The organism is Mycobacteroides chelonae (genome assembly GCF_016767715.1).
GTDB classification, from domain to species: Bacteria; Actinomycetota; Actinomycetes; order Mycobacteriales; family Mycobacteriaceae; genus Mycobacterium; species Mycobacterium gwanakae.
This window is the reverse complement of record NZ_CP050145.1, coordinates 1,901,415-1,927,487: the sequence shown is the minus strand read 5'-3', so window position 1 is coordinate 1,927,487 and position 26,073 is coordinate 1,901,415. Positions and strand designations below refer to the sequence as shown.

Annotated in this window: 27 protein-coding genes and 1 pseudogene; 12 read left to right on the top strand and 16 right to left on the bottom strand. The window is 63.5% G+C overall.

What is annotated here, in order from left to right:
* Positions 1–7: 7 nt before the first annotated feature.
* Complete coding sequence (locus HBA99_RS09580; RefSeq protein ID WP_165615217.1) at positions 8–322, top strand: hypothetical protein; 315 nt, start codon at positions 8–10, stop codon at positions 320–322.
* Here the strand turns inward: HBA99_RS09580 and HBA99_RS09575 are convergent.
* The 6 genes and pseudogenes from HBA99_RS09575 to cobC form a co-directional block, all read right to left on the bottom strand.
* Positions 270–1,432, bottom strand: a pseudogene (locus HBA99_RS09575) (HNH endonuclease). The gene HBA99_RS09580 and the pseudogene HBA99_RS09575 overlap by 53 nt on opposite strands.
* A 123-nt stretch (positions 1,433–1,555) precedes the next feature.
* Positions 1,556–2,359 carry a HugZ family pyridoxamine 5'-phosphate oxidase gene (locus tag HBA99_RS09570; RefSeq protein WP_070951129.1) on the bottom strand — a complete coding sequence of 268 codons (804 nt, stop codon included), beginning with the start codon at positions 2,357–2,359 and terminating at the stop codon, positions 1,556–1,558.
* A gap of 9 nt (positions 2,360–2,368) precedes the next feature.
* Positions 2,369–3,481, bottom strand: coding sequence for a bifunctional RNase H/acid phosphatase (locus tag HBA99_RS09565; RefSeq protein ID WP_070952260.1), 1,113 nt, complete (start codon positions 3,479–3,481; stop codon positions 2,369–2,371).
* On the bottom strand, positions 3,478–4,200 hold the full coding sequence (locus tag HBA99_RS09560; RefSeq protein ID WP_070951130.1) for a zinc ribbon domain-containing protein: 723 nt from the start codon (positions 4,198–4,200) through the stop codon (positions 3,478–3,480). Before HBA99_RS09560 ends, HBA99_RS09565 begins: the two co-directional genes overlap by 4 nt.
* Positions 4,197–5,321 (bottom strand): Nif3-like dinuclear metal center hexameric protein, encoded by a 1,125-nt coding sequence (locus HBA99_RS09555; protein ID WP_046253346.1) that lies wholly within the window; start codon positions 5,319–5,321, stop codon positions 4,197–4,199. Before HBA99_RS09555 ends, HBA99_RS09560 begins: the two co-directional genes overlap by 4 nt.
* Entirely contained in the window at positions 5,321–6,337 is a 1,017-nt protein-coding gene (cobC, locus tag HBA99_RS09550) for an Rv2231c family histidinol phosphate aminotransferase CobC (protein ID WP_070951131.1), read from the bottom strand. Before cobC ends, HBA99_RS09555 begins: the two co-directional genes overlap by 1 nt.
* A gap of 34 nt (positions 6,338–6,371) precedes the next feature.
* Between cobC and HBA99_RS09545 the strand changes: the two genes are divergently transcribed.
* The 3 genes from HBA99_RS09545 to HBA99_RS09535 are packed head-to-tail and all read left to right on the top strand — an operon-like array spanning position 6,372 to position 8,318.
* On the top strand, positions 6,372–7,022 hold the full coding sequence (locus tag HBA99_RS09545) for an HAD-IA family hydrolase (protein ID WP_081347565.1): 651 nt from the start codon (positions 6,372–6,374) through the stop codon (positions 7,020–7,022).
* Positions 7,015–7,503: a low molecular weight protein-tyrosine-phosphatase gene (locus HBA99_RS09540; protein ID WP_070951132.1), complete on the top strand. Its 489-nt coding sequence runs from the start codon at positions 7,015–7,017 to the stop codon at positions 7,501–7,503. The genes HBA99_RS09545 and HBA99_RS09540 overlap by 8 nt, the downstream gene beginning before the upstream one ends.
* The gene (locus tag HBA99_RS09535; RefSeq protein ID WP_070951133.1) at positions 7,503–8,318 is read left to right on the top strand and encodes an SURF1 family cytochrome oxidase biogenesis protein; all 816 of its coding nucleotides are present in this window, start codon (positions 7,503–7,505) and stop codon (positions 8,316–8,318) included. The genes HBA99_RS09540 and HBA99_RS09535 overlap by 1 nt, the downstream gene beginning before the upstream one ends.
* On the opposite strand, the gene HBA99_RS09530 is transcribed toward HBA99_RS09535, so the two are convergent.
* On the bottom strand, positions 8,303–9,247 hold the full coding sequence (locus tag HBA99_RS09530) for a cobalamin biosynthesis protein (RefSeq protein WP_070951134.1): 945 nt from the start codon (positions 9,245–9,247) through the stop codon (positions 8,303–8,305). The two genes, HBA99_RS09535 and HBA99_RS09530, sit on opposite strands and share 16 nt — an antisense overlap.
* Before the next feature lie 28 nt (positions 9,248–9,275).
* Here HBA99_RS09530 and HBA99_RS09525 point away from each other — a divergent pair, with 28 nt between their 5' ends.
* The 6 genes from HBA99_RS09525 (at position 9,276) to HBA99_RS09500 (ending at position 14,723) form a co-directional block, all read left to right on the top strand.
* Complete coding sequence (locus HBA99_RS09525) at positions 9,276–10,088, top strand: oxygenase MpaB family protein (protein WP_070951135.1); 813 nt, start codon at positions 9,276–9,278, stop codon at positions 10,086–10,088.
* 37 nt (positions 10,089–10,125) lie between these two features.
* On the top strand, positions 10,126–11,169 hold the full coding sequence (nicT, locus tag HBA99_RS09520) for a Nickel transporter NicT (RefSeq protein ID WP_199253029.1): 1,044 nt from the start codon (positions 10,126–10,128) through the stop codon (positions 11,167–11,169).
* A 101-nt stretch (positions 11,170–11,270) separates the two neighbouring features.
* Positions 11,271–11,639 carry a hypothetical protein gene (locus HBA99_RS09515; protein WP_070951136.1) on the top strand — a complete coding sequence of 123 codons (369 nt, stop codon included), beginning with the start codon at positions 11,271–11,273 and terminating at the stop codon, positions 11,637–11,639.
* Positions 11,640–11,654: 15 nt separating this feature from the next.
* Complete coding sequence (locus HBA99_RS09510; RefSeq protein ID WP_081347566.1) at positions 11,655–12,200, top strand: DUF3558 family protein; 546 nt, start codon at positions 11,655–11,657, stop codon at positions 12,198–12,200.
* A gap of 87 nt (positions 12,201–12,287) precedes the next feature.
* Positions 12,288–13,652: a hypothetical protein gene (locus HBA99_RS09505; protein WP_070951137.1), complete on the top strand. Its 1,365-nt coding sequence runs from the start codon at positions 12,288–12,290 to the stop codon at positions 13,650–13,652.
* A gap of 12 nt (positions 13,653–13,664) precedes the next feature.
* Entirely contained in the window at positions 13,665–14,723 is a 1,059-nt protein-coding gene (locus HBA99_RS09500; protein WP_070951138.1) for a DUF2235 domain-containing protein, read from the top strand.
* On the opposite strand, the gene HBA99_RS09495 is transcribed toward HBA99_RS09500, so the two are convergent.
* From HBA99_RS09495 to HBA99_RS09455, 9 genes are all read right to left on the bottom strand, one after another.
* Positions 14,713–15,309 carry an LpqN/LpqT family lipoprotein gene (locus HBA99_RS09495; RefSeq protein WP_070952264.1) on the bottom strand — a complete coding sequence of 199 codons (597 nt, stop codon included), beginning with the start codon at positions 15,307–15,309 and terminating at the stop codon, positions 14,713–14,715. The two genes, HBA99_RS09500 and HBA99_RS09495, sit on opposite strands and share 11 nt — an antisense overlap.
* 392 nt (positions 15,310–15,701) lie before the next feature.
* Positions 15,702–16,619, bottom strand: a complete 918-nt coding sequence (locus HBA99_RS09490; protein WP_131822783.1) for an LppU/SCO3897 family protein — start codon at positions 16,617–16,619, stop codon at positions 15,702–15,704.
* 10 nt (positions 16,620–16,629) lie between these two features.
* On the bottom strand, positions 16,630–17,178 hold the full coding sequence (locus HBA99_RS09485) for an LppA family lipoprotein (RefSeq protein WP_052740196.1): 549 nt from the start codon (positions 17,176–17,178) through the stop codon (positions 16,630–16,632).
* A 155-nt stretch (positions 17,179–17,333) separates the two neighbouring features.
* The gene (locus HBA99_RS09480) at positions 17,334–18,140 is read right to left on the bottom strand and encodes an alpha/beta hydrolase (protein ID WP_131822785.1); all 807 of its coding nucleotides are present in this window, start codon (positions 18,138–18,140) and stop codon (positions 17,334–17,336) included.
* Positions 18,141–18,199: 59 nt separating this feature from the next.
* On the bottom strand, positions 18,200–18,979 hold the full coding sequence (istB, locus tag HBA99_RS09475) for an IS21-like element helper ATPase IstB (RefSeq protein ID WP_070951140.1): 780 nt from the start codon (positions 18,977–18,979) through the stop codon (positions 18,200–18,202).
* Positions 18,980–19,040: 61 nt separating this feature from the next.
* Positions 19,041–20,582: an IS21 family transposase gene (gene istA, locus HBA99_RS09470; RefSeq protein ID WP_070951141.1), complete on the bottom strand. Its 1,542-nt coding sequence runs from the start codon at positions 20,580–20,582 to the stop codon at positions 19,041–19,043.
* Between the two features lie 170 nt (positions 20,583–20,752).
* The gene (locus tag HBA99_RS09465; protein WP_131822786.1) at positions 20,753–21,820 is read right to left on the bottom strand and encodes a hypothetical protein; all 1,068 of its coding nucleotides are present in this window, start codon (positions 21,818–21,820) and stop codon (positions 20,753–20,755) included.
* A 27-nt stretch (positions 21,821–21,847) separates the two neighbouring features.
* Complete coding sequence (locus tag HBA99_RS09460) at positions 21,848–23,125, bottom strand: protein kinase family protein (protein WP_064408506.1); 1,278 nt, start codon at positions 23,123–23,125, stop codon at positions 21,848–21,850.
* Complete coding sequence (locus HBA99_RS09455) at positions 23,125–23,853, bottom strand: MspA family porin (RefSeq protein WP_046253336.1); 729 nt, start codon at positions 23,851–23,853, stop codon at positions 23,125–23,127. Before HBA99_RS09455 ends, HBA99_RS09460 begins: the two co-directional genes overlap by 1 nt.
* Before the next feature lie 594 nt (positions 23,854–24,447).
* Between HBA99_RS09455 and HBA99_RS09450 the strand changes: the two genes are divergently transcribed.
* Complete coding sequence (locus HBA99_RS09450; protein WP_030095380.1) at positions 24,448–24,861, top strand: DUF6319 family protein; 414 nt, start codon at positions 24,448–24,450, stop codon at positions 24,859–24,861.
* A 28-nt stretch (positions 24,862–24,889) separates the two neighbouring features.
* A complete protein-coding gene (locus HBA99_RS09445; protein WP_070951143.1) occupies positions 24,890–25,384 on the top strand; it encodes a nuclear transport factor 2 family protein in 495 nt (164 codons plus the stop codon).
* Positions 25,385–26,073 lie beyond the last annotated feature (689 nt).

Here is a 26,073-nt window from a genome sequence, read left to right as displayed (position 1 = left end):
TGTGGCCGTGGCCGTGCTACTGGTCATCGGAGTCTTGGCGCGCACTGATGTCTCCCCGGTAGTTGCGATGCTCTGCGGTCTGGCCGCCGTGATATGCCTATCGGCCGCGTATACCCGGCGATGGCCGTCTCAGATCCTTACCGCACTGCTCTTCGGCTGCGTGGCATTGCTCGCAGCAGCCATACCGGCGGGACACTCCTCCTGGCTGCCGTTCATTGCGCCGGTCGCCGTAGTCGGCATCTTTGTTCTCGCCTTGTGGCCGTTTTTACTCACGGCAGCGGCGGGGCGGTCGAGTGATAGACCGATCCCGTCGGAGTCGTGATCGCGACAGTATGTCTCCATCCCGGGGACTCCTTCACGTAATTGCAACGCTCGCAGAGGCCTTGACCGTTCACGAATGAGGTAGCCCCACCCCGAGCACTGCCCACAACATGGTCGTGGTGCCGAATCGGGGCATCGCAGTACGGCGTCCGGCAGGTCTGATCGCGCAGATCGATCAGCTCCGCCAGCGCCTTGGGGAACAAACGGCTTCGCGACTCGGCAGCGCGCCTGTGCCGCAGTGCCGGTACAGCCGTCGTGCGCGAACCTTCGCACCGGCGCTGACCGCATCCGATATGAGCCGGCGCGCTACAGCGGCCGGGATGGGCCCATGACCCGCGATCGTCGCGGGCTCGGCACCGCCGCCCAGCAGCGCCTCATCGGAGATCGTGATGTTCACGCCCACGGGAACCGCCTCGGCCGACGGCACACCAGTCACTCGTTCCACCAAGGTGTCTGCCATGATCTGCCCTTGGCCACGAACAGGATCCATCGATGCGTCAGCGGCACGTTTGAGAGCCGCATAGACCGCCACACCCTGTTTCACCGGGAGCAGCGCCGTCAGGTACGTCATGGTGTCAGGAGCCGGTCGGATGGATACCCGGCGTTCGTTCTCGGCCCGGCGCGCGCGGCGCACCACGGCCTCCGCATCGAGTCGGTACGCCAGACGTTTCGCCTCCGCGGTCAGGCGGGCATCGCCCATCCCCCGCAGCCGGGACGAGTCCGCGCACATCTCGACGTCGATCTTCTGCCGATCTTCGACGGCAAGGTACGCGGTCTCGCGCACCAGAATGGTCGCGCGCCATTCATTCAGCGCTCCGCACTCCAACGCCGCAAGCGTGTGGGGCATTTCGTTCACGAGCGCCTTCGCGAAACCGAGATGACGACCGCCGCGGGCCGGTGAATCTTGGCGCGCCAAGGCGATTTCGGTGGCGACGCCCACGCCTTGGCGTCGCCGTGGCACCCCGGTAGCGGCCTCGTCCTCGCGCCGAGCTCGGTCGAGCAGGACTGCCGCGTAGGCCTGTTCCGCGGCAGCGGCGGCTTTCACCCGCTCTAGCTCGGCGATTCGTTCGACGAGCCACGCCGCGCGCACGGCCGGATCACTCTGAGGCACATCAACAACGGTAGTCGAACATCAGTTCGATACACGTCGCTTCTGTTGTTATCCACAGCCATTCGACCGCAGTGCGAGTTATCCACAATCTTGCTGATTGGTGGACATCGAAGCCTCCGCGCGCTATGCGCCCGGGGCCGAGAGCCGCGCCAGTTGCACGGTCGCACCCCGGAGTTCGTTCAGCGAGTTGATGGGGTTGACGTAGCCGACTCGGGTCACGGACCAACCGCGCGGTGTGTTCACCCGGATGTCCAACCCGTACCGGTCGGCTCCCTCACAACGAGCCTCCGTGGCGTCCGGGTATCCACCCAGTCGTTGTGCCATCGCGAGCAGCGCCTGCCCGTGGTCGTCGTTGAGGTGGCTGACGGCGCCGGCTGCCTTCGTCGACACCGGATCGGGTGCGGCCGCGTCGTAATCGGCGCCGCTGGCCGAGTCCATGCGGCCGTAACCGCCCACCCAGCGCACGCGTTCGACATCCAGAATCCAGACGGCGAAATCGCTGTAGTCGATGTAGTACCGCGCCGCGGGCACTGCCGCGATATGCGCCTCGCGGGCCGCGGACAACTCCTCGGCGCCGGGCCGCCGCACCTTCCCGGCGAGGGTGATCCGGGTGTTGGCCAACGGATCCTCGGGCGCGTTGGGCGCCACGATGGACAGGCTGGCCCTGGCATCACGTATCAGGTTGCGTCCGTGTTCGGCCATCTGCGATACGCAGAGCACGGGTGCTCCGCCCAGCAGCCCATAGGTGACCAACGAGGCCCACGGGTCACCGTCGGCAGACAAACTGGCCAGCGTCGCAGTGTTCGTAGACGCCGCGACCGTTCTGGCCTCCTCGGCGGCCGAGGGCCGGGCCGGGTTGGCGACGTCTTCCAGGGGCGGGGCAATGGTGGGCGCATCGCCCGGATCACCGTGATCACGAGAAGCCATGGCGACAGCCTAAGTCAGGTATGAGGTCTCGTTGACGAGTCGCACCGAAGCCGGCCCATCTGAATAGAACTCGGCGATGCTCAGCGATGCCAGATCAAGGTGTAGCCGATACAGCAGGCTCGGTCCGGCGTCCAGCGCCAGACGCAGCAGCGTCTTGATCGGCGTGACATGAGAGACCACCAAGACCGTTGCGCCGCCGTACTCGGCGATGATCCGATTGCGTGCACGACGTACTCGATGATGCACGGTGTCGAAGCTCTCCCCTTCCGGCGGAGTCACCGACGTGTCGCTGAGCCACTGCGCGTGCAGCTCCGGATCGCGCTCGGAGGCCTCCGAGAACGTCAAACCCTCCCACTTGCCGAAGTCGGTCTCGATCAGATCGTCATCGACGGTCAACGGAACTCCCAGCGCGTCGGCAGCCGCGGCAGCGGTCTCCTTGGCGCGACCCAGCGGGGAGCTGACAACGGCGGCGATGCCGCCGCGGCTCGCGAGGTAGCGCGCCGCGTTCGCGGCCTGCTCACGCCCCAGCGCGGTCAACTCGGGATTTCCGCGCCCCGAGTAGCGGCGCTGCACCGACAGTTCGGTCTGGCCATGGCGCAGCAACAGCATTCGAGTGGGCTTGCCGCGCGCACCCGTCCAGCCCGGCGCGGCATCGGCAGCCTTGGTTTCGTTGGACTCCTTGGGTTCCTTCGGCTTCTTCGGCGCTTTGGGCTCGATGCCGCTCGCGCGGTCCATCGCCTCGTTGGCCAGCCGGTCGGCATGCTTGTTGCGTTCCCGGGGTATCCACCGGTAGCTGACGGATTCGAACTGCATCGCGGCGGTGACGGCCTGCTGATACAGCGTGATCAGGTCGGGGTGCTTGACCTTCCAGCGGCCCGACATCTGCTCGACGACAAGTTTGGAGTCCATGGAGACGCTGACTTCGGTGGCGCCCAGGCGTGCTGCCTCCGCCAATCCCGCTATCAGACCGCGATATTCGGCCACGTTGTTGGTGGCGTGCCCGATCGCCTCGCAGGCCTCCCCCAACACCGTCTCGTGATCGGGTGCGAACACCACTGCGCCATATCCGGCCAATCCGGGGTTACCGCGCGAACCACCGTCAGCTTCGACGAGAACTCTCACGGGCGCACCAGGATCGCGCTGCACTCGGAGCACCGCAGGACCTCGTCGACATCGGCGGCGGAGATTCGGGCCAGCTCACCGCGGTCCAACTCGATACGGCACGCGCCGCACTTGTTGCCTTGCAACAGACCCGCTCCCGCACCCCCCGAACGGCGCTGCCGTTCATAGGTTTCCAGCAGCGGTCCGTCGATAGAGGACGACAGCCCGTCACGACGCTGCCTAATCTGGTTCTCCTCGGCGTCGGTGTCGATGGCAACCGCACGCTGGATCCGTTCGATCTCCGCCACCCTCTCCGCGAGCTTGTCGGCGTTGGCCTGCGCCGAGGCCTGTTGGGCCTGCAGCTCCTCACGGCGCTCCATCAATTCCAGCTCCGAGTCCTCCAGGCTGGATTGACGACGCTCAAGGGTGTCGAGCTCGTGCTGAATATCGGTGAGTTCCTTCGGGTTCACGCTGGCTGAGGCCAACAGCGAGCGGTCACGGTCCTCCCGCTGACGGACAGCGGTGACTTCGGCGTCCAGCTTGGCCACCTGTACGTCCAGGTCCTCCAAGGCGATGCCGAGCGCGCCCACCTCGTCGAGGATGGTCCGCTGTTGTGCCTGTAGCTCGCCGTGTTCCTGCCGTTCCGGAGGATTGGCCCGCCGATGCGCGATGCGCGTCAATTCGGCATCCACCGATGCCAGGTCTACCAGTAGACGTTGTTGTGCCGGATTGGCTTTCATGCCTTGACTCCTAATGTCCACGGGTCGGTGCGTATCGGTGAGATCTTGGTCGTCAACTTCTTCCCGAACTCCGTGTCGAGCACCCGCGCCGCCTGGGCGCACCACGGAAATTCACTGGCCCAATGCGCCACGTCAACGAGTGCAACGCTACTTGCCCGTGCGTGCTCATCTGCGGGATGGTGCCGCAGATCCGCCGTGACGTACGCGTCGACCCCGGCTCCGATGGCGGCGCTCAGTAACGAGTCGCCGGCGCCACCACAGACAGCGACGGTCTTGATCAACGCGTCCGGATCGCCGGCGGCGCGGGTTCCCCACACAGTTTCCGGCAGCGCGGCACCTACTCGGGATGCAAAGTCACGTAAGGATTCTGGTTCAGCAAGCACACCCACGCGTCCCAAACCGGTGCCCGCCGGGGCCGGTGCCATGGGCAATACGTCGATAGCCGGCACCTCGTAGGGGTGTGCGGCGTGGATAGCCGCGAACAAGGCACAGCGCAGCCGGGACGGGGCCACCATTTCCACTCTGTCCTCGACAACCTGCTCCACGACGCCATGCGCACCGATAGTGGGGTCCGAACCCTCAAGCGGCCGGAACTGGCCGGTGCCGGTGACGCGCCAGGAGCAGTCGGAGTAGGCGCCGATATGCCCGGCACCCGCGTCGAACATGGCACGGCGCACCGTATCTACCGACTCGGTGGGCACGAACACCACCCATTTGTCGTAGTCGGCGAACTGCGGGGCCAGCACCGAAGTCACCGTCAGCCCAAGGGCTTCGGCCAGCGCGTCGGACACACCGGGGCTCGCCGAATCGGCGTTGGTGTGCGCGGTGAACAAGGCACCGCCGGAACGGATGAGACGATGAATCAACGCACCCTTGGGGGTGCTGGCTGCCACCGTGTCGACACCGCGCAGTAGCAGCGGATGGTGTGCCAACAGCAGATGTGAACCGGTGTTGTCCATTTCGTCGAGCACCGATGCCGTCGCATCAACAGCGACGGTTACCGCGTCGATCTGCTGGTCTGGATCACCACAGACCAAACCCACCGAATCCCAGGATTCGGCGAGCGCGGGCGGATACGCCGCATCGAGCACGCCGATGATGTCCGCGAGCCGCACACCCACTACAGAATCTCCTTCATCGCTTGCACCAGCTCCGGCCATTCGGATCGCACCGCCACCCGCAGATAGTCTCCGTCGAGCCCCACGAAGGTGTCGCAGCGGCGGACAGCGATGTTATTGACCGCCAGCCCTTTTCGCATCAATTCCGCATCGGGCACGGCCACCAGTAGGAACGGTGCGGATCCATCGGCGACCGTCAGTCCCAGGCCGCGCAGCGCGTCCGCCTGCTCACGGCGCGTCTCGACAAGACGCTGCGTGTCCTGCGCGGCGTGTGCAATCGCTTCCGGGGTATTGCAGGCGAAGAGGGCTTCGAGTTGCAGTGTGCCCAAGGGCCAATGCGCACGGCCATGCGCGAGCCTGCCCAGCACCTCGGGATCACCGACGGCGTAGCCGGCGCGCAATCCCGCGAGCGACCACGTCTTGGTGAGGCTGCGCAGCACGACAAGCCCGGGCAGTCGGTGTCCGGCCAGCGACTCCGGCTCACCCGGCACCGCATCCATGAAGGCCTCGTCGACCACCAGGATTCGCCCAGGGCCACCCAGCGCGAGCAGATCCGCCCGGCGGTGCAGCACCGAGGTCGGGTTGGTGGGGTTCCCGATGACCACCAGGTCGGCCTCGCCGGGGACATGATGAGGCCCGAGAGCGAAGGGTGGCGGCAACACCACGTGGTCGATGGGGACCCCTGCCTCGGCAAGGACTGCTTCCGGTTCGGTGAAGCCCGGCGCGAACACCGCGGCCCGTCGCGGGTTCAACCGAGGCAGCATCGCGAAGCCCTCGGCGGCGCCGGCCAGCAGCAACACCTCGTCGACTGTTCGGCCATGTCGTTCGGCGATCGCCGCGATGGCGCGCTCCTCATCGGCCCGGCGCGGGTAACCGCCCAGGTCATCGAGCCGGGATGCGAGACGGTCGCGCAGCCACCGCGGCGGCGCAACAGCGCGCACGTTCACAGCGAAGTCCAGGACGCCGGGTGTCAGCGCCTGGTCGCCGTGGTAGCGCACTCCCTTTCGCGGCCCAGTCATGTCTCGACACTAATGTAGGGGGGTGGCTCCTCCGATGCTGGTGATCTTCGATCTCGACGGCACCTTGACCGATTCTGCACCGGGGATCGTCTCCAGTTTCCGTCACGCGCTCAGCCATGTCGGCGCCCCCGAACCCACCGGCGATATCGCGTCGCGAGTGGTGGGACCGCCCATGCACATCACCCTCGGCTCGATGGGCCTCGGCGACCGTGCCGACGATGCGATTGCGGCCTACCGCGCCGACTACGGCGAACGTGGATGGGCCGTCAATGAGATGTTCGACGGCATCCACGACGTACTGACCGGGCTACGCAATGCCGGGGTGCCCATGGTGGTGGCTACATCTAAGTCCGAGCCGATCGCGGCACGCATCCTGGAGCATTTCGGGCTTGCCGAGTTTTTCCAGGTGATCGCGGGTGCGAGCCCGGACGGTGTGCGGTCCAGCAAGGCCGATGTGATCGCGCACGCGCTGTCCCAGCTGGATCAGATTCCGGCGACCGGCGTGGTGATGGTCGGCGATCGGGTGCACGATGTGGAGGGCGCGGCCGCCCACGGCATCGGCACCGTCGTCGTCGACTGGGGTTATGGAGCAACGGATTTCGACGGCGCTCCCGGCGAACTTGCCGAATGGATCATCGGGCGCGTCGGTACCCCGCAGGAGTTGCGCGAGGAGCTTCATGTCTGAGCTGCACGTCACCTTCGTGTGCACCGGCAACATCTGCCGCTCCCCCATCGCCGAAAAGATGCTGGCGCATCAGCTCGCCGAACGCGGCCTGGGCGATCGGGTCCGTGTCAGCAGCGCCGGTACCGGGGACTGGCATGCCGGACAGCCCGCCGACGAACGCGCGACCAGTGTGCTGGCCGAATACGGCTATCCGACGGATCACCGCGCGGCCCAGGTAGACGACGATCATTTGAGCGCCGATCTCATCATCGCCCTGGCACGCAACCACTCCAGGATGCTGCTGCACCTGGGAGCCGACCCCGAGCGAGTGCGGCTGCTGCGGTCCTTCGATCCGCGGGCCAGCCGGGCGGCCATGGATGTCGAGGACCCGTATTACGGCGGCCGCGACGATTTCGTGGATGTGCTGTCTGTCATCGAGGCCGCGATGCCCGGCCTGCACGAGTGGGTCGACCAGACACTCGCGGAGCGAGAGAGCAGCTGATGCGACGGCTCGCGTTCCTGCTGCGCCCGGGTTGGATTGCCCTGGCGCTGGTCGTCGTCGCCTTCGCATACCTGTGTTTCACGGTGCTGGCTCCCTGGCAGCTGGGCAAGAACACCAAGACTTCACGGGAGAACAGCCGCATCGCCCATTCGGTGAGCGCCGACCCGGTGCCGCTGAAAGATGAGCTACGGCCTGATCATTCGATGCCCGAGGATTCCGAATGGCGCCGTGTGACGGCAACGGGCCACTATCTGCCGGATCGCCAGGTGCTGGCCCGGCTGCGCGTAATCGACGCCAAGCCGGCCTATGAAGCGCTGACGGTCTTCCAGGTCGACGGTGGTCCCGCGATTCTGGTGGATCGCGGCTATGTGCGTCCCGAGCAGGGCACCAGTGCGCCGCCAGTACCCCCTGCGCCCACCGGGCAGGTCACGATCAACGCGCGGCTGCGGGAATCCGAACAGCAGTCGGAGAAGGCACCATTCCTGGAAAACGGTGAATACCAGGTGTATTCGATCGTTCCCGGGCAGGTCGCGACGCTACTGAAGACTCCGCTTGCCGAGCCGTATCTACAGCTCTCGGAGAATCAGCCGGGCGGGTTGGGGGCGATCCCGCTGCCGCAGCTGGACGCCGGGCCGTTCCTCTCATACGGCATCCAGTGGATCGCGTTCGGGATTCTGGCGCCAATCGGCTTGGGGTACTTCGTGTTCTCCGAAATCAGGCAGCGCCGCGCCGCGGCCGCTGCCGTGAAAGCGGCGAAACCCGGGGTACCGAAGACTGCCGAGGAGCGGTTGGCCGACCGTTACGGACGGCGCTGACGCAGCGCAGCGAGCACCGCGATAACGGCCGTCACGTGCTGGACGGCACGCGAAAGCCGAGCTGCCTCATACACATCACCCACCCTGGGTGCGCCGCCACGGCCCAAGGTGGGACGGACCTCCTCGCCGTACGGATACCGAACCGGGCCGCCCAGACGCACGCCGAGGGCCCCGGCGAAGGCCGCCTCAGCCACGCCGGCGTTGGGACTGGGGTGGCGATGCCCGTCGCGCAGGCAGACACGCAGCGACGCGACGGCTGAGCCCCCAAGGAAGGGAGCCGCGAGCGCCGTGGCCAGCGCGGTGACCCTGGCCGGAAGCAGGTTGAGCACGTCGTCCAACCGTGCTGCCGCCCAGCCGAATCGCAGGTACCGGGCCGACTTGTGGCCGATCATGGCGTCCAGGGTGTTGGCCGCGCGGTAGGCCAGCGCACCGGGCACTCCGGCGAGCGCCGCCCATACCAGTGGACCGGTGTGGGCGTCGGAAGTGTTCTCGGCCAAAGATTCCACGGTGGCGCGGGCGATGCCGTCGACGTCGAGCAGGCTCGGGTCCCGGCCGCACAGAGATGGCAGCAGCGCGCGTGCGTCGTCGATGTCGTTGTCATACAGGTGGTCCGACATCCGGGCGCCGACTCCAACCAGCGAGGTTCCGCCGAGCGTGGCCCAGGTCGCGACGGCCGTCACGACGACGGTGGCCGTCGCGGAGCGGCGTGCCGCACGTTCGGCGGCCCACCCGGCGGCGGTGACAGCGGTCAACAGTGCGGTGGTGTGGGCCGCCCCGGCGAGCTTGGTGTCCCGGTAGGTGTACGACTCCAGCGCAGCAGCGGCCTGCCCGAAACCGGCGACCGGGTGAAACCGCCGTGGGTCGCCAAAGCGCAGGTCCAGGGCGTAACCGAGGGCTATACCCGCGGCGCGAAATCCTCGGCGCGACACGCAAACACCCTATAGAATTTGCTGTGCAATGAAGCACTCGCCTGCCAGGCTTGTGGACCTGGTGAATCCCGCGTCGCTGCTGTTGCCTGCCTCGAACGTGATCATGCAGCTTTCACACCCCGGTGTCGGATACGGAGTGCTGGAGAGCCCTGTCGACAGCGGCAATGTCTACAAGCATCCGTTCAAACGAGCCCGGACCACCGGGATGTTTCTGGCCGTCGCGACGATGGGCAGCCAGCACGATCGCGCGGTGATGAAGCGCGGTGTCGACGCGGTGCACCGTCGGGTGCGCTCGACGTCTACAAGCCCGGTGAGATACAACGCCTTCGATCCTGATCTGCAGCTGTGGGTGGCCGCGTGTCTGTACCAGTACTACGTGCAGGCCTACGAGTCACTGCACGGTCCCCTCGATGACGAGACGGCCGACGAGATCTACCGCGACGGAGCGCGAATCGGCACGGCCTTGCAGGTGCGGCCCGAGCAGTGGCCGCCGGATCGGGATGCGTTCAACGACTACTGGAAACGTTCCCTCGACGGGCTGCGGATCGACGCGCCGGTGCGCGAGCATCTGCTGGGTGTCGCGTCGTTCAAGATGCTGCCCTGGCCGCTGCGAGCGGCGGGGAGGTTCAATCTGTTTGCCACCAAAGGGTTTCTGCCGCCGCAGTTCCGGGAGTTGTTGCAGGTTCCGTGGTCGGATCGGGACCAGCGCCGGTTCGACGCGCTGCTAAGCGCGCTGCGGATCGCCGATCGGATGCTGCCCGCGCAGCTGTGGACGTTGTCCTACTCCGTGCTCATCTGGGACATGCGATTGCGCGAGCGGATGGGTAAGCAGGTCGTCTAGGCTCGCAGACGTGCAGATTCTCACCGCGTGGCGTCGTTTGGACGAGGGTCAAAGGCGCAGCGTCATCGGAATGAGCGTCGCGGTGGGCGCACTGCACGTCCTGGGCTGGGGCATGCTGCTCTTTCTCGTCGCGCCCGCTCATTTCACTGTGCAGGGCAGCGTGTTCGGGGTGGGGCTGGGAGTCACGGCCTACACGCTGGGTATGCGGCATGCCTTTGACGCCGACCACATCGCGGCCATCGACAACACGACCCGCAAGCTGGTTGCCGATGGCAGGCGCCCGATGTCGGTGGGTTTCTGGTTCTCGCTGGGGCACTCGTCGATCGTGTTCATCATGGTCGGGCTGCTGGCGCTCGGCGTTAAGACGTTGGCGGCCAATGTTTCCGATGAAAGCTCGTCACTGCAGCAGTGGACGGGCGTGTTTGGGACGGCGGTGTCCGGAACGTTCCTATTGCTGATCGGGTTGCTCAACCTGGTGTCACTGATCGGGATCTACCGGATTGCCCAGCGGATGCGCGGCGGCGAGGTCGATGAGGCGGCGTTGGAGCGCGAGCTGTCTAATCGCGGCGGGCTGAACCGGCTCTTCGGGCCATTGATGGCGGCGATCCGCAAGCCCTGGCAGATGTATCCGGTGGGCCTGTTGTTCGGGTTGGGCTTCGACACGGTGACCGAGGTGTCACTGCTGGTGATCGCCGGCGGGGCCGCGGTGACCGGGCTGCCCTGGTACGCGATCTTGGTGCTACCCATCCTGTTCAGTGCCGGGATGTCACTGTTCGATTCACTCGATGGGTCGTTGATGAACTTCGCCTATGACTGGGCGTTCCACGAGCCCGCACGCAAGATCTACTACAACCTGGTGATCACCGGGTTGTCGGTGGCGGTGGCCGTGTTGATTGGCTCGCAGGAGATCATTTCGATTCTCACCGAGAAGCTGAACATCACGACGGGTCCGCTGGCGGCGGTAGGCGGGCTGGATCTGGCCGCGATGGGTTACGTGATCGTGGCCTTGTTCATCGTGACGTGGGCGTTGGCGGCGCTGGGCTGGCGATACACCGAGGTGCGCCGACGCTGGGGCGGGTGAACTTGTGGAAATTCGATGGAACCGATCCGGAACGATCGACGTCCTATACACATACGATGAACCTGACCTGGCCAAATCCGGCCATGACCTGAGGGGGCTCGATGTCTGTGGATCAGCTGATCGAGAACGCGAAGAACGGCAGCCTCGTCTTGCACTTAGAAGATGGCGCTATCGACAACATCCTGGCCGCATGTGTCGCCTACAAGCAAGCGTTAAAGGATCTGACGCAGGATGCTGAGATCCTGAGCACGTACCCACTTGGGTTCTCTGAGGGACATCTCGGATCAGGCGCCGCGCTCGCCAAAGCCTTTCAACAAAAGGCGTCTGGTGACGGTTCGAGCGCAACCAAGACCTTCCAGTCACATATCGATCAAGTTGACCAGATGATGGATCTGTTTACTGCACTACGCCGCGGATACAAGGCAACTGATACCAACAACGCCAATAGTTTTGGATCACACGGCGGATAACCAGGTAATAGACACGTGTGTCGGCTCGCGGTCCTCGCATCGCTGATTCTCACCCTCGCTGGTTGTGCAGGCTCGGTGCCTGAAGCGCCTGTCACGTCACTGGTTTCAACCAATACAACCAATACGGCGGGACGCATTCACATCACTGTTGATCCGTGCACGATTGTTCCCGCAAGCGTTATCGAGAGGCAACAGCTCAACAAAGGGACACCCCGGTCGGACAGCCAAACCAATGGCGATATAGAGAATGTCTTCTGCAAGTACCGCTCACAGAACGAGTACTACCTCACTGTTGCTGCATCGAACTACACACTCGAGATGCTCAAGAAAACTACAAATCACTGGGATCAACGCGAGTTCGAACTCAATGGACGTCATGTGCTTAGCGCCTACACGTCGCCGCAACCGGAGAAACACGCATGCTCGATGGACGTAGCGGCGTCGACCGGCGTATATGGCATCGTCTTGGGGACGCTTCACGACGACTTCAGTCCCTACCCGGATTGCCTTACCGCCGCGCGCGCGAATCTAGAGGCCTTTCTCCCGTACTTCCCTCTATAAGAATCTTCAAAAAGATGGAACCGGATCGGCGCCAGTGACGTCTGTACCTAAAGAGCTAGTCGCACGCCACGACATGAAGGAGCGGCCATGACTGGAGAAGAAGATGGCTGGACCAGGGGTAATCGCGAACGCGACGTGGTCTATGCAAGACAGCGCCAGCATGGGGCCAACATCGATGGCGGAACCGAGTCGGTTAGTGTCCCGGCCGAGGAATTCGGCGGTTGGTCGCATGCTGCAATCAAGGCGGCGTCTGATGACTTCAAACCTGGAGACGCTCTAGCGGTCTCTGCAGACTGGGAAAAGCTAGCCACCGGCTTCAGCAAGGCGTTGGACGACTTCAAGCACACCTTTGATACGGCAGTGGGCGCGCAATGGACCGGTCAGGGCGCGGAGGCCGCCAAACAGGGCGTCTCTGATTACAAGACTCACGCCGAAAAGGTCAGTGACGGACTGTCACTCATGGCCACCAAGCCCGCTGAGGTCGAAACGGCGATGACGCAGATCAAGAGCCTCATGCCCGATGTAGTCCAAGTGCAAGAGCTCAAAGGCAATACACAGGCCGACTACGAGCAGCACTACGCCCAACAAGCGCTCGCGCAACAGAAACAAGATGAGGCCCGCATGATCATGCGGAATGTCTGGACACCAGTCTCGCAGCAGGCAGGATCGGGTCTTCCGGCACTCCCACCGGCTCCACAGCTCGCAGATGCGGTAACCATGCCGGTCAACACCACGTCATCGCTATCCGGTTTGGGCGCCGGCAAGGACATCAAACCTGACCAGATCAAGCCCATCGATGAGGCCGCGGTACGCGCGGCCGCAGCTGCGGCTCTGGCCGACCCTGCGCAAGCCTCCGCCTCCGGCGGCTCCGGCGCAGCGGGTGCTGCCGCAGGTGCGGCGGGTGGCGGCTCCGGAGCTGGCGCTGGAGGCCCCGCGGCCGCAGCATCCGCTGCCGCGGGAGCGGGCGCCGGGACACGACCATCCTCAGGTGGAAGCACCACCGCAACCGGTCCGAACACGGGATCAGTCCCCGGGACCTATGGCATCGGCCGGTGGGGCAAACCGACCATCAACAAGGACGAAAACAAGGACAAGGACCAGAACGCCGATCTCACTCCCCTCGCCGCCGGGCCGATCATCGCCGGTTCCTACACCGCAGGTGCCGGCATGGGGCTCTCGGCCGCACCTGCGGTGTCTCCAATGTCGGGCATGGGCATCGCTCAGCCGCCGACCATGATGACCCCAGGTACCGCAGGCCAGCACCACCAGGAGGACGAGGATCAGCACTTCACCCCGGAGTTCCTGGTGAGCCTTGACAACGGCAATGAGCTAATCGGCACGCTGCCCAAGGTGTCCCCCGCAGTCATCGGCGTGTGGAACGAAGAGCATGTCGACTACCAGGATCCTCACGCCTCGCCATACGATCCGAAGCCCTACGATGGCGAGGACTAACACGACACGAGGATGACCAAGAACATCGTCATCTGCTTCGACGGCACGGGCAACCAAATCCGTGCCTCGGGAAACACGAATGTCGTCCGTGGCTATGACATGGTGATTCATGATCTGAGCGACCGGCAGATCTCGTACTACGACCCCGGAGTCGGCACCGATCCCGCCATTGGCACCTACGCCCCGATAGGTCAATTCGCCGCTCGCATAATGGGCATCGCATTCGGGGTTGGCTTGCGGGCCAAGCTGGCCCAGGCCTACACATATCTGATCGAACGGTGGCAACCCGGAGACCGCATCTTCATTTTCGGATTCAGCCGCGGTGCGTTCTGCGCAAGAGGCCTTGCCGGGCTTCTTAATTCGGTGGGCATGCTGCGGCCCGGCTCGCAAAACCTCGTGCCGTACGCGGTGAGCCTGTATGCGCAGTCGTGCGAAAGCTGGTCCGCAAAAAGATGGGATCAGCTGCACTCGTTCTCGCGGACCGTAGCCCGCCGCGAGGACGGAAAATTTGCCATTCCCATCGCCTACCTAGGGCTCTGGGACACGGTCAGCGCGCCCGGCATCTTCAAGCGCAGTATGCAATGGCCTTATGCACCAAGTGTTCCCAATGCGCTGGCCGGTCGACATGCGGTGGCCATTGACGAGAAACGCCGGCCGTACCGCGAATACCTCATCAAGTACCTGGGCGATCAACGACTCGTCGATGAAGCGTGGTTCGCCGGCATACATTCCGATGTGGGCGGCGACTACGCTGACGACGATAGGCTTTCCGACATCGCACTCAAATGGGTCATCGACGGCGCCGCCCAACACGGCTTGCTACTCAATACTGAAAAATACCAACGATATTGCTCGGTTGAATCCACCTATGCCATGGGCAAGATTCATCGAGTCAACTGGCTCTGGGCACTGCTGATATTCCGTCGCCGCCGCATCCCCGATGGCGCCTGGATTCACGCCAGCGTTGCCGATCGTATGGCAGAAGATGACACTTACCGGCCATCGTTACCGGAGCGCACCACCATCATCGATTCCCAATGGGCCTCTCCGGCAACCGATATCAGGATGTAGCGGGCGGACTGACCTGTAGCCCCGCGAGAATGGTTTCACGGGCGCTGTCAAAATCACCCACGGTGTCATCCAACGCCTGTACCGACACTCCGATCGTAAAAATCTTGCGGTCGTTCTTCACCGCCACAACCGTGGTAGTGACCCGGTGAACAGGGATCTTTCCCAAACCCATGTTGTAGGTCAACGTCTTCGACGGATACCCGCAGATAGTGCCCGTCGCTTCGACCAGGTCGGTAATGCCGAACATCTCCAACCCCTGCTGCTCGGCGGCGAAGGCTGCCTCCTCAGTCGACACCTTGCCGGTCAGGTTGGCCATCGCCACCGTGGCGTTCGGAACAAACCCTTTGGCTTGAAGATCCGGGGCCGACAAGTAGACCCGCACCACGCCACTCTCAAACCGCTTCACGCGCTCCCAACCAGCGGGCTGCGGAACCTCAACACGTGGCTCAGAGTCGCTGTCCAACGGCACTTCCAGAAGCGGCACCGATACCGAGCTGCATTTCGGGTTGGTGAGCCGCTTGCCCTCTTCGCCGGGAGTGGCTATCGCGTCACCGTCGACGATGGCCGTGCATCCCGAAGCCAGCATCGTCATAGCGCAAGCCACTGCCAGCGTCCATCGAGGTGCCCGAATCATTGGCTCAGCCTAAGGCAGGGATTGACTACAAACGGTCAACTCGAACCGCGAGATATGTGTACTCGCACCGGCACAGATCTCCTGTCGCGTGGCGGCGAAATACTATTCATCCTCCGACTCTCCTGGTATCTCAGACGCAGACTCTGGCGGCAGCGGGGAGATTTCAGCGGGACCGTGACGTTTGCAGTCGCGGAGAGTGTTGGGTTTTGGCAGATCCCTTGGCGTACAACGCCTGTAAGTTTCCGTGCGATACGGGAACGGCGAGCAATAGCGCTGGTTCGCGGGCCGCACAGTCATCGTTGCCGATATGCCCTTAGCAGCCCACACCCACGCTGCGGCGTGTGCTAGGGCTGGGTTTCGGTACAGATAGTGTAGAGCCGAACGGGGTGGGCGAATCCGCCTTGGGCGCAGTCGTGCGTGTGGTTGACGTTGCGGAAGACTCGTACCGGTTTTTCTTTGTTGGGTATAGCGGGGTCGCCACATGCGACGTTGATGATCTTCCCGGGGCTGATTGCCAGGCAGCGGCTGGTTTGCCAGGCGTAGTCGAGACATGCGGTCCACTGCCCATCAGGGCCATTGTGGTAGTAGCTTTGGTCAGCATCGCGGACGCATTCACGAGGGTGTCTGACTTGCTGGATGATTTTGACATTGCTGCGCTCGGAGTCGCAGGGCACGACCGACAGCGTTGAGTGCGCCGTGGTGCCGCCGAGTTGCGCGCAGGCACCTACCGGAGCAGCGGTGTTCGCTGTGGAAGCCTTTTGTGCGGGGTCGGGGTACTGGCGCGGCAGGATTGTGAAGTCAGGTGGTGCCTGAGGGGCCTTGTCGAGGTCTTTCCATGCTTGTTCCCATGCTGCCGCTATTTCTTTGTCGGTGAACTGGCGGGCTAGCCATCCTTGGCTGATGGCTAGATAGTCGGCTCCGACCGCGACGGCGGCCAGTATCGCGACTATGCCAGCGGCCAGGGCTCGGCGCCCGGTGCGCGAGGTGCGTGTGGCGAGCAGCCAGGCCGCCGCCACTGCTAGCGCAGCGACCAGGAACCACCAAAGGCCGTGCCCGGCACGGCGCCACCAAATCATGTCGGCGACGGCGAGGGCTGCCACAACTAGGAGGGCTGCACTCGCAGACAACGTCCAGCGTCGAATCAGTGGGCGGCTTGTCTGCCGATGGTGGCTGCCGGATTGGACCGGGCCCGTGGTCGCGTCGTCATCGAGTTGTTCGCTCCGCGGCGTTTCGTCGGTGTCGTTGTTTATAGAGTCAGTCATGTTCTGGGCCTTACCGGGTGCCGCTGGCAGGAGGATTGCCCTGTTCGGACTGGTAACGGTCCAGAGTCTTCTGCCACAGGCGACAGCCCACTGACCCTGCCAGCCTCGCTACGACGCGGGTACCGATTTCGAAGCTGTTCGTCCATTGGTTGTTGGGGTCCGGGTTGTAGTCGTTGTCGTGGATCACGATGTCGTGGTTTTGGGCCACATCGGTGTTTCCTGCCCACTGTGTGATTCCGAAACCGCGCGCTTTGTCCTCGACGATCTTGACGGCGGCTGGCCACACGTCCTCAGGGATCGGGCCGCTGAACAATGCAGACCGTGTGTTGCGGGTGACCGCCAGCACTGATTCTTCGGCTGGCGTCTCGTATCGGGTGTCTTGGAGGCAGCTAAGCCAGTGGAGCCCGTCATCGTGCCATTTCCAGGTCAGGCCGGGCACCAGGGCTGCGATCTGGTCGGCCATCTGGGCGATAGCGGCTTCGGCAGCGGCGTAACCCTCCTCCGAGGAGCCTTTCGGAGCCAGCTTGGCGATTTCTTCTTGAAGGCGCTCCGCGCTCATTGGTCCTTTACCCGAATCGCCAGTACCGCAACCGCTCATGGCCACGACTGCAGCCAACAGTGCCGCAGCCCCGGCACTCCAACGTGAACTTCTGGATGTGGCATGCACAGATCCTCCTGCGTGGACATTATCGCGATACTTTCGCACTTGGAATCTCACTTCATTTCCTTGGTGATGATTCCTGGTTCAGCCGGTATCGCCAGCCCCGGCTGGTTGATGAGCACGGTAGCCAAGTTGTATCCCGACACACGCAGGAAATTGTTCGAGCCTTTACGCGGATATTCCGAATGACCGTAGGCGCGCTCGCGGAACTGATTATCCAGCGGGCTACAGCCTCCCTGATCAGCGAGCAGCTGCTTGAAATTCCCCTTATAGGGGCTGGACCACAACGGGTTGATACCGCCGATCAGATCATTTTCGGCCAGCATCGCAAACACCCGATCAGGACTCATCCCCAGCCCGCCGGGCGTGCCCGCGGCTAGACCCGGCGAGCCATAGAGCACTGCATAGTCGACGTACTCCGATGCACCGTTCTTGAGCGCATATGAACTCAGCAGCGAACCATACGAATGACCGAACAAAGCCACTGTCTGGTTCGGATTAGTCGCCTGCATCATCGACAGGAACAATTTCAGATTCTGGGCCCCCTTGGCGGCCTTACTCGGGGTGGCGGCCCCCAGATCGATGCCCGGCGCGTCATAGCCGATCCACGCAATCGACGCCAGCGTCTCACCGCCGTGACCGGACAATTGGAGCTGCTTGCCGCCTTCCACAGCGAGGTTGTAGGCCTCTGGAACCATGCTTGAGAAGGACGAAGACGTCCAACTGGTTATGCCGGGCACCGTCACCGAGACATGATCTGCCACCGCCGGATTGCCGACCGAAATCGCCGCCAAGATCCGCTCACTGGTGTCCCACATCCCGCGCCCGGTCGTCGGGGTGCCTGGGCTGTCGACCGTCACGTAATTCCGCCGGGGTGTCTGTCAGGTAATTCCGCCACCGGTGGGCCTCAGGTGTAGGTCTACCGGGTGGCTTTTGTGTTGTCTACTGGCGCGGCAGCGCCGGGTCGTTTGCGGGGTCGGTAGCTGGGGCCGTCCATCAGGATTTGGTGGCTGGTGTTGATCAACCGGTCGAGCAGCGATTCGGCCACGACAGGGTTGGGGAACAGGTTGTACCAGTCCTTGGGCGAGCGGTTCGACGTCAGGATCAGCGGCTTGCCGTTGACGGCGCGGTCGGAGATCAGTTCGTAGAGATCATCAGCGTGCATGGCGGTGTGCTCGCGCATAGCGAAGTCGTCGAGGATGAGGACCAGCGGTTTGGTGTATTCGCGGATGCGTTGGCCCCAGGTGCGATCAGCGTGGCCGCCGGCCAGATCGGAGAGCACTCGGGAGGTTTTGGCGAATCGGACGTCGCCGCCGCGGCGGGCCACGGCATGTCCAAGTGCTTGTGCCATATGGGTTTTCCCGACCCCTACGGGTCCGTAGAGGATGACCGATTCTGCGGCGTCGAGCCAGCGCAGTGCGGCAAGGTCGCGCAGCATGGCCGCCGGGAGTTTGGTGTTGGCGGTGAAGTCGAAGGATTCGAAGGTCGATTGTTCTTCGAAGCGGGCTCGGCGGATGCGCCGGGTCAGGGCGGCGGATTCGCGGCGGGCGATCTCGTCTTCGCAGAGCACTTGCAGGAAGTCCAGGTGCCCCAGGGTGCCGTCGCGGGTCTGGGCCAGTCGGGCATCGAGGGTGTCGAGCATGCCGGTGAGTTTGAGGGTGCGCAGTGCGTTGCGCAGCGCCGGGTCGAGAATGTTCATGTCAGTGACCTCCTAGTGATAGACGAATGATGGTGGGCGACAGCCATATACGGTGTGGCATTCATGCGGTCTCACTGGTGTTGGTGTCGAACGCTTGCGGGCCGCGCAGGTGGGCCGGGGCCTGGGGTGCGGCGGATTCGGTGATGCCGTCGAGTTCGGTCCCGGCGGCGAGGATGCCCTTGATGGTGCGGTAGCTCGGATCGCCGACCGCGAGGGCTCGTGCGCATGCCGCCTCCAGTCGCGGATCGCCGACGGTCTTGCGCAATGCCAGGACCCCTTGAGCGCTGCGCAGCCGGTGGATGGCGTTGACTGCCATGAACTCGGCGATCACCTGGGCGCACGCCGATCCGACCTCGGCAGCCGTGCGGCGGCACCAGGTGGGGTTGCGCAGGGTGAAGGCGATCTTCTCCGGCGGGTAGTGCTCGAAGTCGGTGGCCCGCCCCCGCGGATGGGTGACATGGGTGGCCACGACGTCCCCGCCGTGCACGATCTGCACGATGTCACCGCAGGTGCGGGCATGGACCTGCTGTCCCATCAGCCGCCACGGCACCGAGTAGAGCGCCTTGCCGACCTTGACGTGGCAGTCGGTGGCAACTTTGCCCATCGACCACATTGCGAGCTGAAATGCATTCTGCGGCAACGGCAGTAACGCGTGTCGTTCCACGGCGGCGAACACGAACCTGGGCTGCTGGCCATCGAGTGCCCGCGACGTGCGGGCTCCGGCGACCTCATCACACCAGACCTGCGCGGCGGCCTGCATCTGTTCGAGCGAGGTGAACTCCCGGCCCCGCCAGAACGAGTCCCGAACGTACTGCATCGGCCGCTCCACGCGCGGCTTGTCTTTCGGTTTGCCCGCCCGCGCCGGGTCGATCAGGCAGCGGTAGTGGGCCGCCAGTTCAGCGTAAGCCCTGTTGATCTTCGGGTCATACAGATCCGGCCGGGTCACACCGGTCTTCAAGTTGTCCGGAACCAACCTGGCCGGAACGCCGCCGAAGAACTCGAACGCCGCCACATGTGAAGTGCACCAGGATGATTGGTCCATCTTCAGGACGGGTTGGACGAACAAGTGCCGCGAGTGGGCCAATACCATCACGAACGCCCACACCGCGACGCGTCGACCGCCAATCGGGTCGAACCACATGCCCAGTCGTCCGTAGTCGATCTGGGCTTCGCTGCCCGGCGGCACCGGACCGCGTGCCACGGTCACCTTCTCGCGGACCGCCTCCTCGGCAAGGTTCGCCGAGATCCACCGTCGCACCGATGATTCCGACGCTGCAACAGCGTGCTCATCACGTAGTCGCTGCGCCACGGTCGCCGCACTGACCTCGGACTTGAGCCACCCGCGGATCCGGTCGCGGTGCACCTCGATACCTGGCCACGTGGTGGCCCGCAGACCTGGATCGACGACCTCGGGAAACCACCGGGCGATGTGGGCCGCCCACGCCAGCTCGGTGACCGGCACTCCGCCGGGGGTCAACGACTCGGCGATCGCCGGCGCCAGATACTTCGCGATCGTCTTGCGGTCGATGCCCAGACTCTCCGCGAGCTGACGCTGGGACCGACCGGCATGCCAATGGGTGAACAACTCGATTAGGTCGAACACGTCGAAACTTCTCCTCGCCATCGGCGCCCTTCCTCACGAGTCGATCCGTGAGTCGAGCGAACCTGTGTGCGAGGCCCACAACCGGCTGCCACACCGCCCCAGGGTGGGGGAATTACGTGACAGCCGAGGTGGGGGAATTCCGTGACGGACAACCCCTCACGCTGGGGGAATTACGTGACCGCTGACACTGGGCCGTTGAAATCCACCAGATAGGTATTCGGCGACTGCGCTAATGCGTTCTCAATCGACTTGATCTCATTGAGTCGGTCATTGATGTTGGACAGCTCACCTCGGTTGCCGATGTTGCGCCGCAAGAAGCTGTCATTGATCTCGTCGCGGCGGTTCTCCAGCCATTTCTTCTGTTCGGCCATCTGTGATTGCAAGGCCGTATTTGCATCGTTAGGGCCCGATGCAATCGCTGAGGCGGCCTGGCCATCTGGCACATTGACGGGCTGTCCCTTGCACTTCTGGGATTCCTCGTCCTTGGACTGCTTCTGGTTGTTGCGTGTATTCGAGCAGTTACAGCCGTCTTCACCGGGTCCTTCGCGGCCCGGCACCAGTTGCCCGCCAACATAAGAGCCACCGCTGGCTCCGGTGTTCCACACCGTCTCTGCGATTTGGTAGTGCTGTGCGACTTCATCGCACTGCTGGCGCCGCTGTTCAGAATCCTGCTTGTCCTGATCCTGCTGGTTCTGCTGCTGATCAGACTGCTGATTCTGCTGCTGATCGGCTTGGCGTTGTTGAGGCTGCTGTTGCGAACCTTGTTGTGGCGTGTTCTGTTGCGGTGCTTGATAGTCCGGGTTCGCCTTACCGGGGCCCTGCGTATACGGAGTCGCCGTCTGATAGTCAGGAATCTGAGTTCCGCGCTGAGGCTGCTGACCCGGGTTGCTTTGTTGAGCGCCTTGCTGCCCAGCTTGGGGCGCCCCCTGAGCACCCGTGTTGTAGATCGAGATTCCGTTGTTCTGGTCCAGCGGTGGCTGGTTGATACCCCCCTGGTAGTCCGGCTGCTGCGGAGGTAGGCCTGGCGGCTGGAACTGACCGCCGTTCATGCCGCCTGGATCACCAGTGGGCCCCGGAGGACCGGTCGGATCAGCGGTCGCGCCGGGCAGACCCATCACGCCAATCCCATTTGGGGAGTTCGTGTTTAGCTGCCAACCCGCAACTGCCACAGCAATAATCGCCACCAGGGCCAGGACATGCCGGAGGCCTGCGGGAATTTGTGCCTTATGCGACTTCATTGGCGTCATAGCAGTTCCCCCTACCAATCAGCTACTGCAGTAACGGTTGTTGTTCGAGGGCAAGAACCTGGTGTTGGTACCTGGCCCAGCGGGTTGGCATACCCAGCCGCCCAGCAAGTTCTCCTTGGACCACGCCGCATGACCGTTGGCGACGTTGAGGCATGCCTCGTAGTCGGGCCCGGTCTGCCCAAACGTGGCGGTGCACTGCGCCGACATGTTGGCGAACGCCTGGTTCTTGCACACATCCACCGACATCTGGGCCGGCGTGACATCCAGGCACATGGCCTGCCGCTGGCATGAAGTCCAGAAGTCCGCGGTGCGTCCGTCCTCGGATCGGAACTCGTTGGGCCCGGACAGGCAGCGATCGGCATGCCGCTGGGCGTAGAGCACCGGATCGACACTGGCGGGCCGGTAAGCGCCGCCGGGATCAACCACGTAATCGCCTGGCGCACCGATGATTTGCGCGGCCTTCTTCGCCTCTGGCGGGCCGCCGCCCTCAGGCAGCCCCTCCCAGTCAGTGGCCAGCTGACCGCTGGCCGGGATCGACGACGCCCGGTAGGACAGCGTGATCGTGATCGGGAACGCGAAGATATCCGCGGGTCCAAGATCCAGCGCCAAGTTGGACTGCTGATACATGTAGTCGCCGTGGATCACCGGGTTCACCTGCACCGGATTGCCTTTGGCATCGCGTGCCACCGGCACCGACAAGGTCGCAATAGTCGTGGCGGGCAGTCCCGGCGCGGCGTCCGACTCAACCAGCACCACATTGCTGCCCTGGCGCACGTGGGTGCCCTCAGGAACCCGCAGGCCAAAGGTGAAGTTCTCCGGTGTGAAGATGGTGCGTCGAATGATGTTTACGTCGGCACCACCCCCGGCGAACGGGGAAATCCGGTAATCAGTGTCACGCGAGGTGAAAGTAGCCGCGCCACCGTCTCCCCACTGCGCCGGCGTGAGCTCACGCTCCTGCGGCAAGTGCAGTACGACATCCTTACCGGCGATCGCCGTCGGCAGGTGGGTGCCATCGGTCGGCGATGGCGAGATCGTGACGTTGGAGCGTTCGCGTCCTGCCGCCAGCGGCCGACCGGTTCCCGGTCCGAGGCCCAACGGCGTGTTCGTCTTCACCTGAGCCCCACCGATCGGGGATATCCGCGGCAGATCATCGGGCTGGGCCACCGGATACGGAATCGGCTTCGGGGGCGGCGGCTGGATGGGATCCGCTAAAGTCTTTGGAGCAGAACCCATCACGATTGCAGAAACGAAAGCCAGCGCGGCCATCAGCGCGGCACCACGGGTACGGATAGTCATCACAGATCCTTGGGCTCGCCGTAGATGGTCTGGGTGTCATTGCCGTTCTCGGTGCGGATCCGGAACGTCGCGAAGGACTGGATCTTCACCTGGCCACCGCAACCATCGGCTTCGACGTTCTGGTTACGCACCTGCGAGACCGCCCGCATGTTCCGGAAGTTGATCCGGTCCATCGGCAGCTGAGCCAAGCCACCCGGCTTGAGCAGCACGCGCATGTAGCCGCCGATGTGCTCCTGGGCGCCCAACGAACCACCGCCGGACACACCACCGAAGCCGCCACCACCGCCACCGCTCTGACTGCCCTGTCCATAGCCACCGCCATAGCCCTGGCCAAAAACCTGCTGCGAGAGCGTCAAACCGAGGTCCCCGCCCAACTCCACACCCGACGAGGAGTCGGTGCGGCAACCCACGAAGTACCCGGTCTCCAACTGCGCATCTTGAATGACCGCAGACCCAGAGCCCGTGATGGTCGCCTCGGCCCGATAGGACACGCGCGCCTGCCAAGAGTTGCTCGCACCCGCGATGTTGTCGATGTGATCGATGACCTCGTTGGTCAGCGTCAGGCCAACTGTCCAGCCGTCGTCCGTCACGAACTGCTGGTACTGGTCCGGCATCCCCTGCGGATCCGCGGCGGCGTCAGAAACGCCCACCATAAGCCCCATCGCAGCAGCGACAGACGCTGCGATGGAAGTGAAACAGCTTCGACGTGCCAAATTTGGCAACTTCATGAAACCGAACCCCTCCGTGTCCCGTCCTAACCCGATCGGGTCGAACCCCCGTGCGCTTGCCCTTCGATGGGCAATGCCACTCAGTGCGTCTTACTGCGAAAACACATCACATGGCAATGGTGGAGAATCTAAGGCCGAGACCCTCCCTTGTCAACACTGAGACTGTTTCGTCACAGTTTGCGCCTTCAAGATCGCGAATTATGACGAGGTCACCGGCTATAGGGGCAAAAAGGTGTCAGCATCACTATCGAAAGCGTTTCCGGAGCGACTGCAGCGAACACCCAACACGCGGCTCGGCCATCCACCAGAGGATTCGGTCATTCAGCCAGCCTGGATCTGCGGAAATGTCACGAGAGGCAGGCTTCGCCGTGACTCAAACATGAACAGCAGTCCATGCCGCAGGTTGCTAGAAGGCAACATCAAGGCGTTTGCCTGCTAACCGGCACCGATGAGGCCGCGAAGCCTCTCACGCCCCGCCGCCGACTAGCCCAGCCGCGTGCGCGGCGAGTAGCCGCAATCTATCGAACGTGTGTTCTAATGACTCTCACTACCCGCCCACTGCGCGCGAACCTTCAGAAGGAGCTCATTGTGACGATGACCGTAGATAGTCCAGCAGTAGACGTATTGGACACGGAGCCAAGCACTCCCGAGGTTCTGGTGAGCCCTGTTGCGCCGACCGCCGAAGCTCCTACCGAGGAAAAGTCGCAGAAGGCGACCCCTAAGAAGGCCACGGGCAAGAGAACCAAGACTCTCGAACTGACTCTCACCGTCACCGGCACCGCCGACGGCGAATGGCACGCCGAACTCAAACAGGGCAGCACCTACCTGGCCCGCAACCTCGCTGTCGCGGCGGCCGCCGTCTCCCGCGCTGCCAAGGAACTGCACGAGGATCTCTCCACCCCTATCGACGCGGTAATCGAGGAAGCGCGATCGCAGCAGGCTGCCAAGGTCGCCGCTCTGGAAGCCGAACTCGAAGCCGCGCGCAAGGCTCTGGCCGACTTGGACTGAGCCTCATGTGGGGTGGGAAAGTGGCCAGATGAGAAGACCACTGACCCTGGCCACTGTCGCGCTGGCGCTGACGCTGTCCGGCGCGACCGGCCTTGTGTCCGCGTGCGGACATTCGGACGTTTCCGCATCCGACGGGCGCGATAGTGGCCGCCAAGAGGCCAACCGTCAGCTTGTCCTCAACTTCTACGACCGGTTCTTCAACAAACATGAGGTGCAGCAGGCCGCCGAGGTAGTGACCGATGACTACCGGCAGCACAACCCCAATGTGCCAGATGGCAAGGCGCCGTTCGTGTCCTACTTCGCGGGATTCTTCGCCGAACATCCGCGGGCCGCCGCCAAGGTGGTGCGCAGCGCAGTCGACGGCGATTTGGTCTATCTGCATGTGCATTCGACCAACGATCCGCAGGACCGCGGACAAGCGGTGGTCGACATCTTCCGCGTTGATGGGGACAAGATCGTCGAGCACTGGGACGTGATTCAGGACGTTCCGGCGGAGTCGGCCAACGGCAACACAATGTTCTGACGACGTCGGCCTTTAGCGAGCCATCGACGCTCCTTTCGACCTTTCGATACCCCAGCAAATCTCTCAATGCGGCCCCAGTAAAGTGGAGAACGGTCGGGCAAAGGCGCATCGAGAGGTCACATGCCGTTCATCAAGCGTTGCTACCCGGCGTCCGTGGATAGAGTGTGGTCCGTTTTCGGCGGCCTCGAAAATCCCGGACCCGACGACCCTGGTCTTTGGTCGTTCGACGCAACCGACTACGAACCCGTTGTCGGCAAGAAATTCAACCTCAGGTGTCTGCCGATCTTGGGCACACGCTTTAATGGCAACTTCGACTGCAAAGTCATTAGCATTGAACCGCAAAGACTTTGGGCCACCACGCTAGAAGCCGAAGCCTCACGTGGACCCTCCGCCCAGTGGGTGCAACACGTGGAGTTCACCGATCACTATGGGGGCACGCTTCTGAACTGGAACCTGTCTGGAGTGCAGACCTCTGACCCCCACGAACGATTCCTACATCGCTTCTACAGCGGATCCGCAAGCCAGGCCCTGACAGACCTGGGGCACTACCTGGAAAGAACGCGACCACAACTGTGGCAGACAGCGAGATAGACCCGCACTTCTTGGTGGGCGCGGAGGGTTTCGAACCCCCGACCGCTGGTGTGTAAAAAAGCCAATCGACCATTCGCCCAGCTCGCGGAGCTACGCCG

Bases quoted from the DNA above. Each gene is read 5' to 3' on its own strand.
- HBA99_RS09570 (WP_070951129.1), bottom strand. From the start codon at position 2,359: ATGGCTTCTCGTGATCACGGTGATCCGGGCGATGCGCCCACCATTGCC.
- HBA99_RS09560 (WP_070951130.1), bottom strand. From the start codon at position 4,200: ATGAAAGCCAATCCGGCACAACAACGTCTACTGGTAGACCTGGCATCG.
- cobC (WP_070951131.1), bottom strand. From the start codon at position 6,337: ATGACTGGGCCGCGAAAGGGAGTGCGCTACCACGGCGACCAGGCGCTG.
- HBA99_RS09545 (WP_081347565.1), top strand. From the start codon at position 6,372: ATGCTGGTGATCTTCGATCTCGACGGCACCTTGACCGATTCTGCACCG.
- HBA99_RS09540 (WP_070951132.1), top strand. From the start codon at position 7,015: ATGTCTGAGCTGCACGTCACCTTCGTGTGCACCGGCAACATCTGCCGC.
- HBA99_RS09535 (WP_070951133.1), top strand. From the start codon at position 7,503: ATGCGACGGCTCGCGTTCCTGCTGCGCCCGGGTTGGATTGCCCTGGCG.
- HBA99_RS09525 (WP_070951135.1), top strand. From the start codon at position 9,276: ATGAAGCACTCGCCTGCCAGGCTTGTGGACCTGGTGAATCCCGCGTCG.
- HBA99_RS09515 (WP_070951136.1), top strand. From the start codon at position 11,271: ATGTCTGTGGATCAGCTGATCGAGAACGCGAAGAACGGCAGCCTCGTC.
- HBA99_RS09505 (WP_070951137.1), top strand. From the start codon at position 12,288: ATGACTGGAGAAGAAGATGGCTGGACCAGGGGTAATCGCGAACGCGAC.
- HBA99_RS09500 (WP_070951138.1), top strand. From the start codon at position 13,665: ATGACCAAGAACATCGTCATCTGCTTCGACGGCACGGGCAACCAAATC.
- HBA99_RS09495 (WP_070952264.1), bottom strand. From the start codon at position 15,309: ATGCTGGCTTCGGGATGCACGGCCATCGTCGACGGTGACGCGATAGCC.
- HBA99_RS09490 (WP_131822783.1), bottom strand. From the start codon at position 16,619: ATGACTGACTCTATAAACAACGACACCGACGAAACGCCGCGGAGCGAA.
- HBA99_RS09485 (WP_052740196.1), bottom strand. From the start codon at position 17,178: ATGAGCGCGGAGCGCCTTCAAGAAGAAATCGCCAAGCTGGCTCCGAAA.
- istB (WP_070951140.1), bottom strand. From the start codon at position 18,979: ATGAACATTCTCGACCCGGCGCTGCGCAACGCACTGCGCACCCTCAAA.
- HBA99_RS09465 (WP_131822786.1), bottom strand. From the start codon at position 21,820: ATGAAGTCGCATAAGGCACAAATTCCCGCAGGCCTCCGGCATGTCCTG.
- HBA99_RS09460 (WP_064408506.1), bottom strand. From the start codon at position 23,125: ATGACTATCCGTACCCGTGGTGCCGCGCTGATGGCCGCGCTGGCTTTC.
- HBA99_RS09455 (WP_046253336.1), bottom strand. From the start codon at position 23,853: ATGAAGTTGCCAAATTTGGCACGTCGAAGCTGTTTCACTTCCATCGCA.
- HBA99_RS09450 (WP_030095380.1), top strand. From the start codon at position 24,448: ATGACCGTAGATAGTCCAGCAGTAGACGTATTGGACACGGAGCCAAGC.
- HBA99_RS09445 (WP_070951143.1), top strand. From the start codon at position 24,890: ATGAGAAGACCACTGACCCTGGCCACTGTCGCGCTGGCGCTGACGCTG.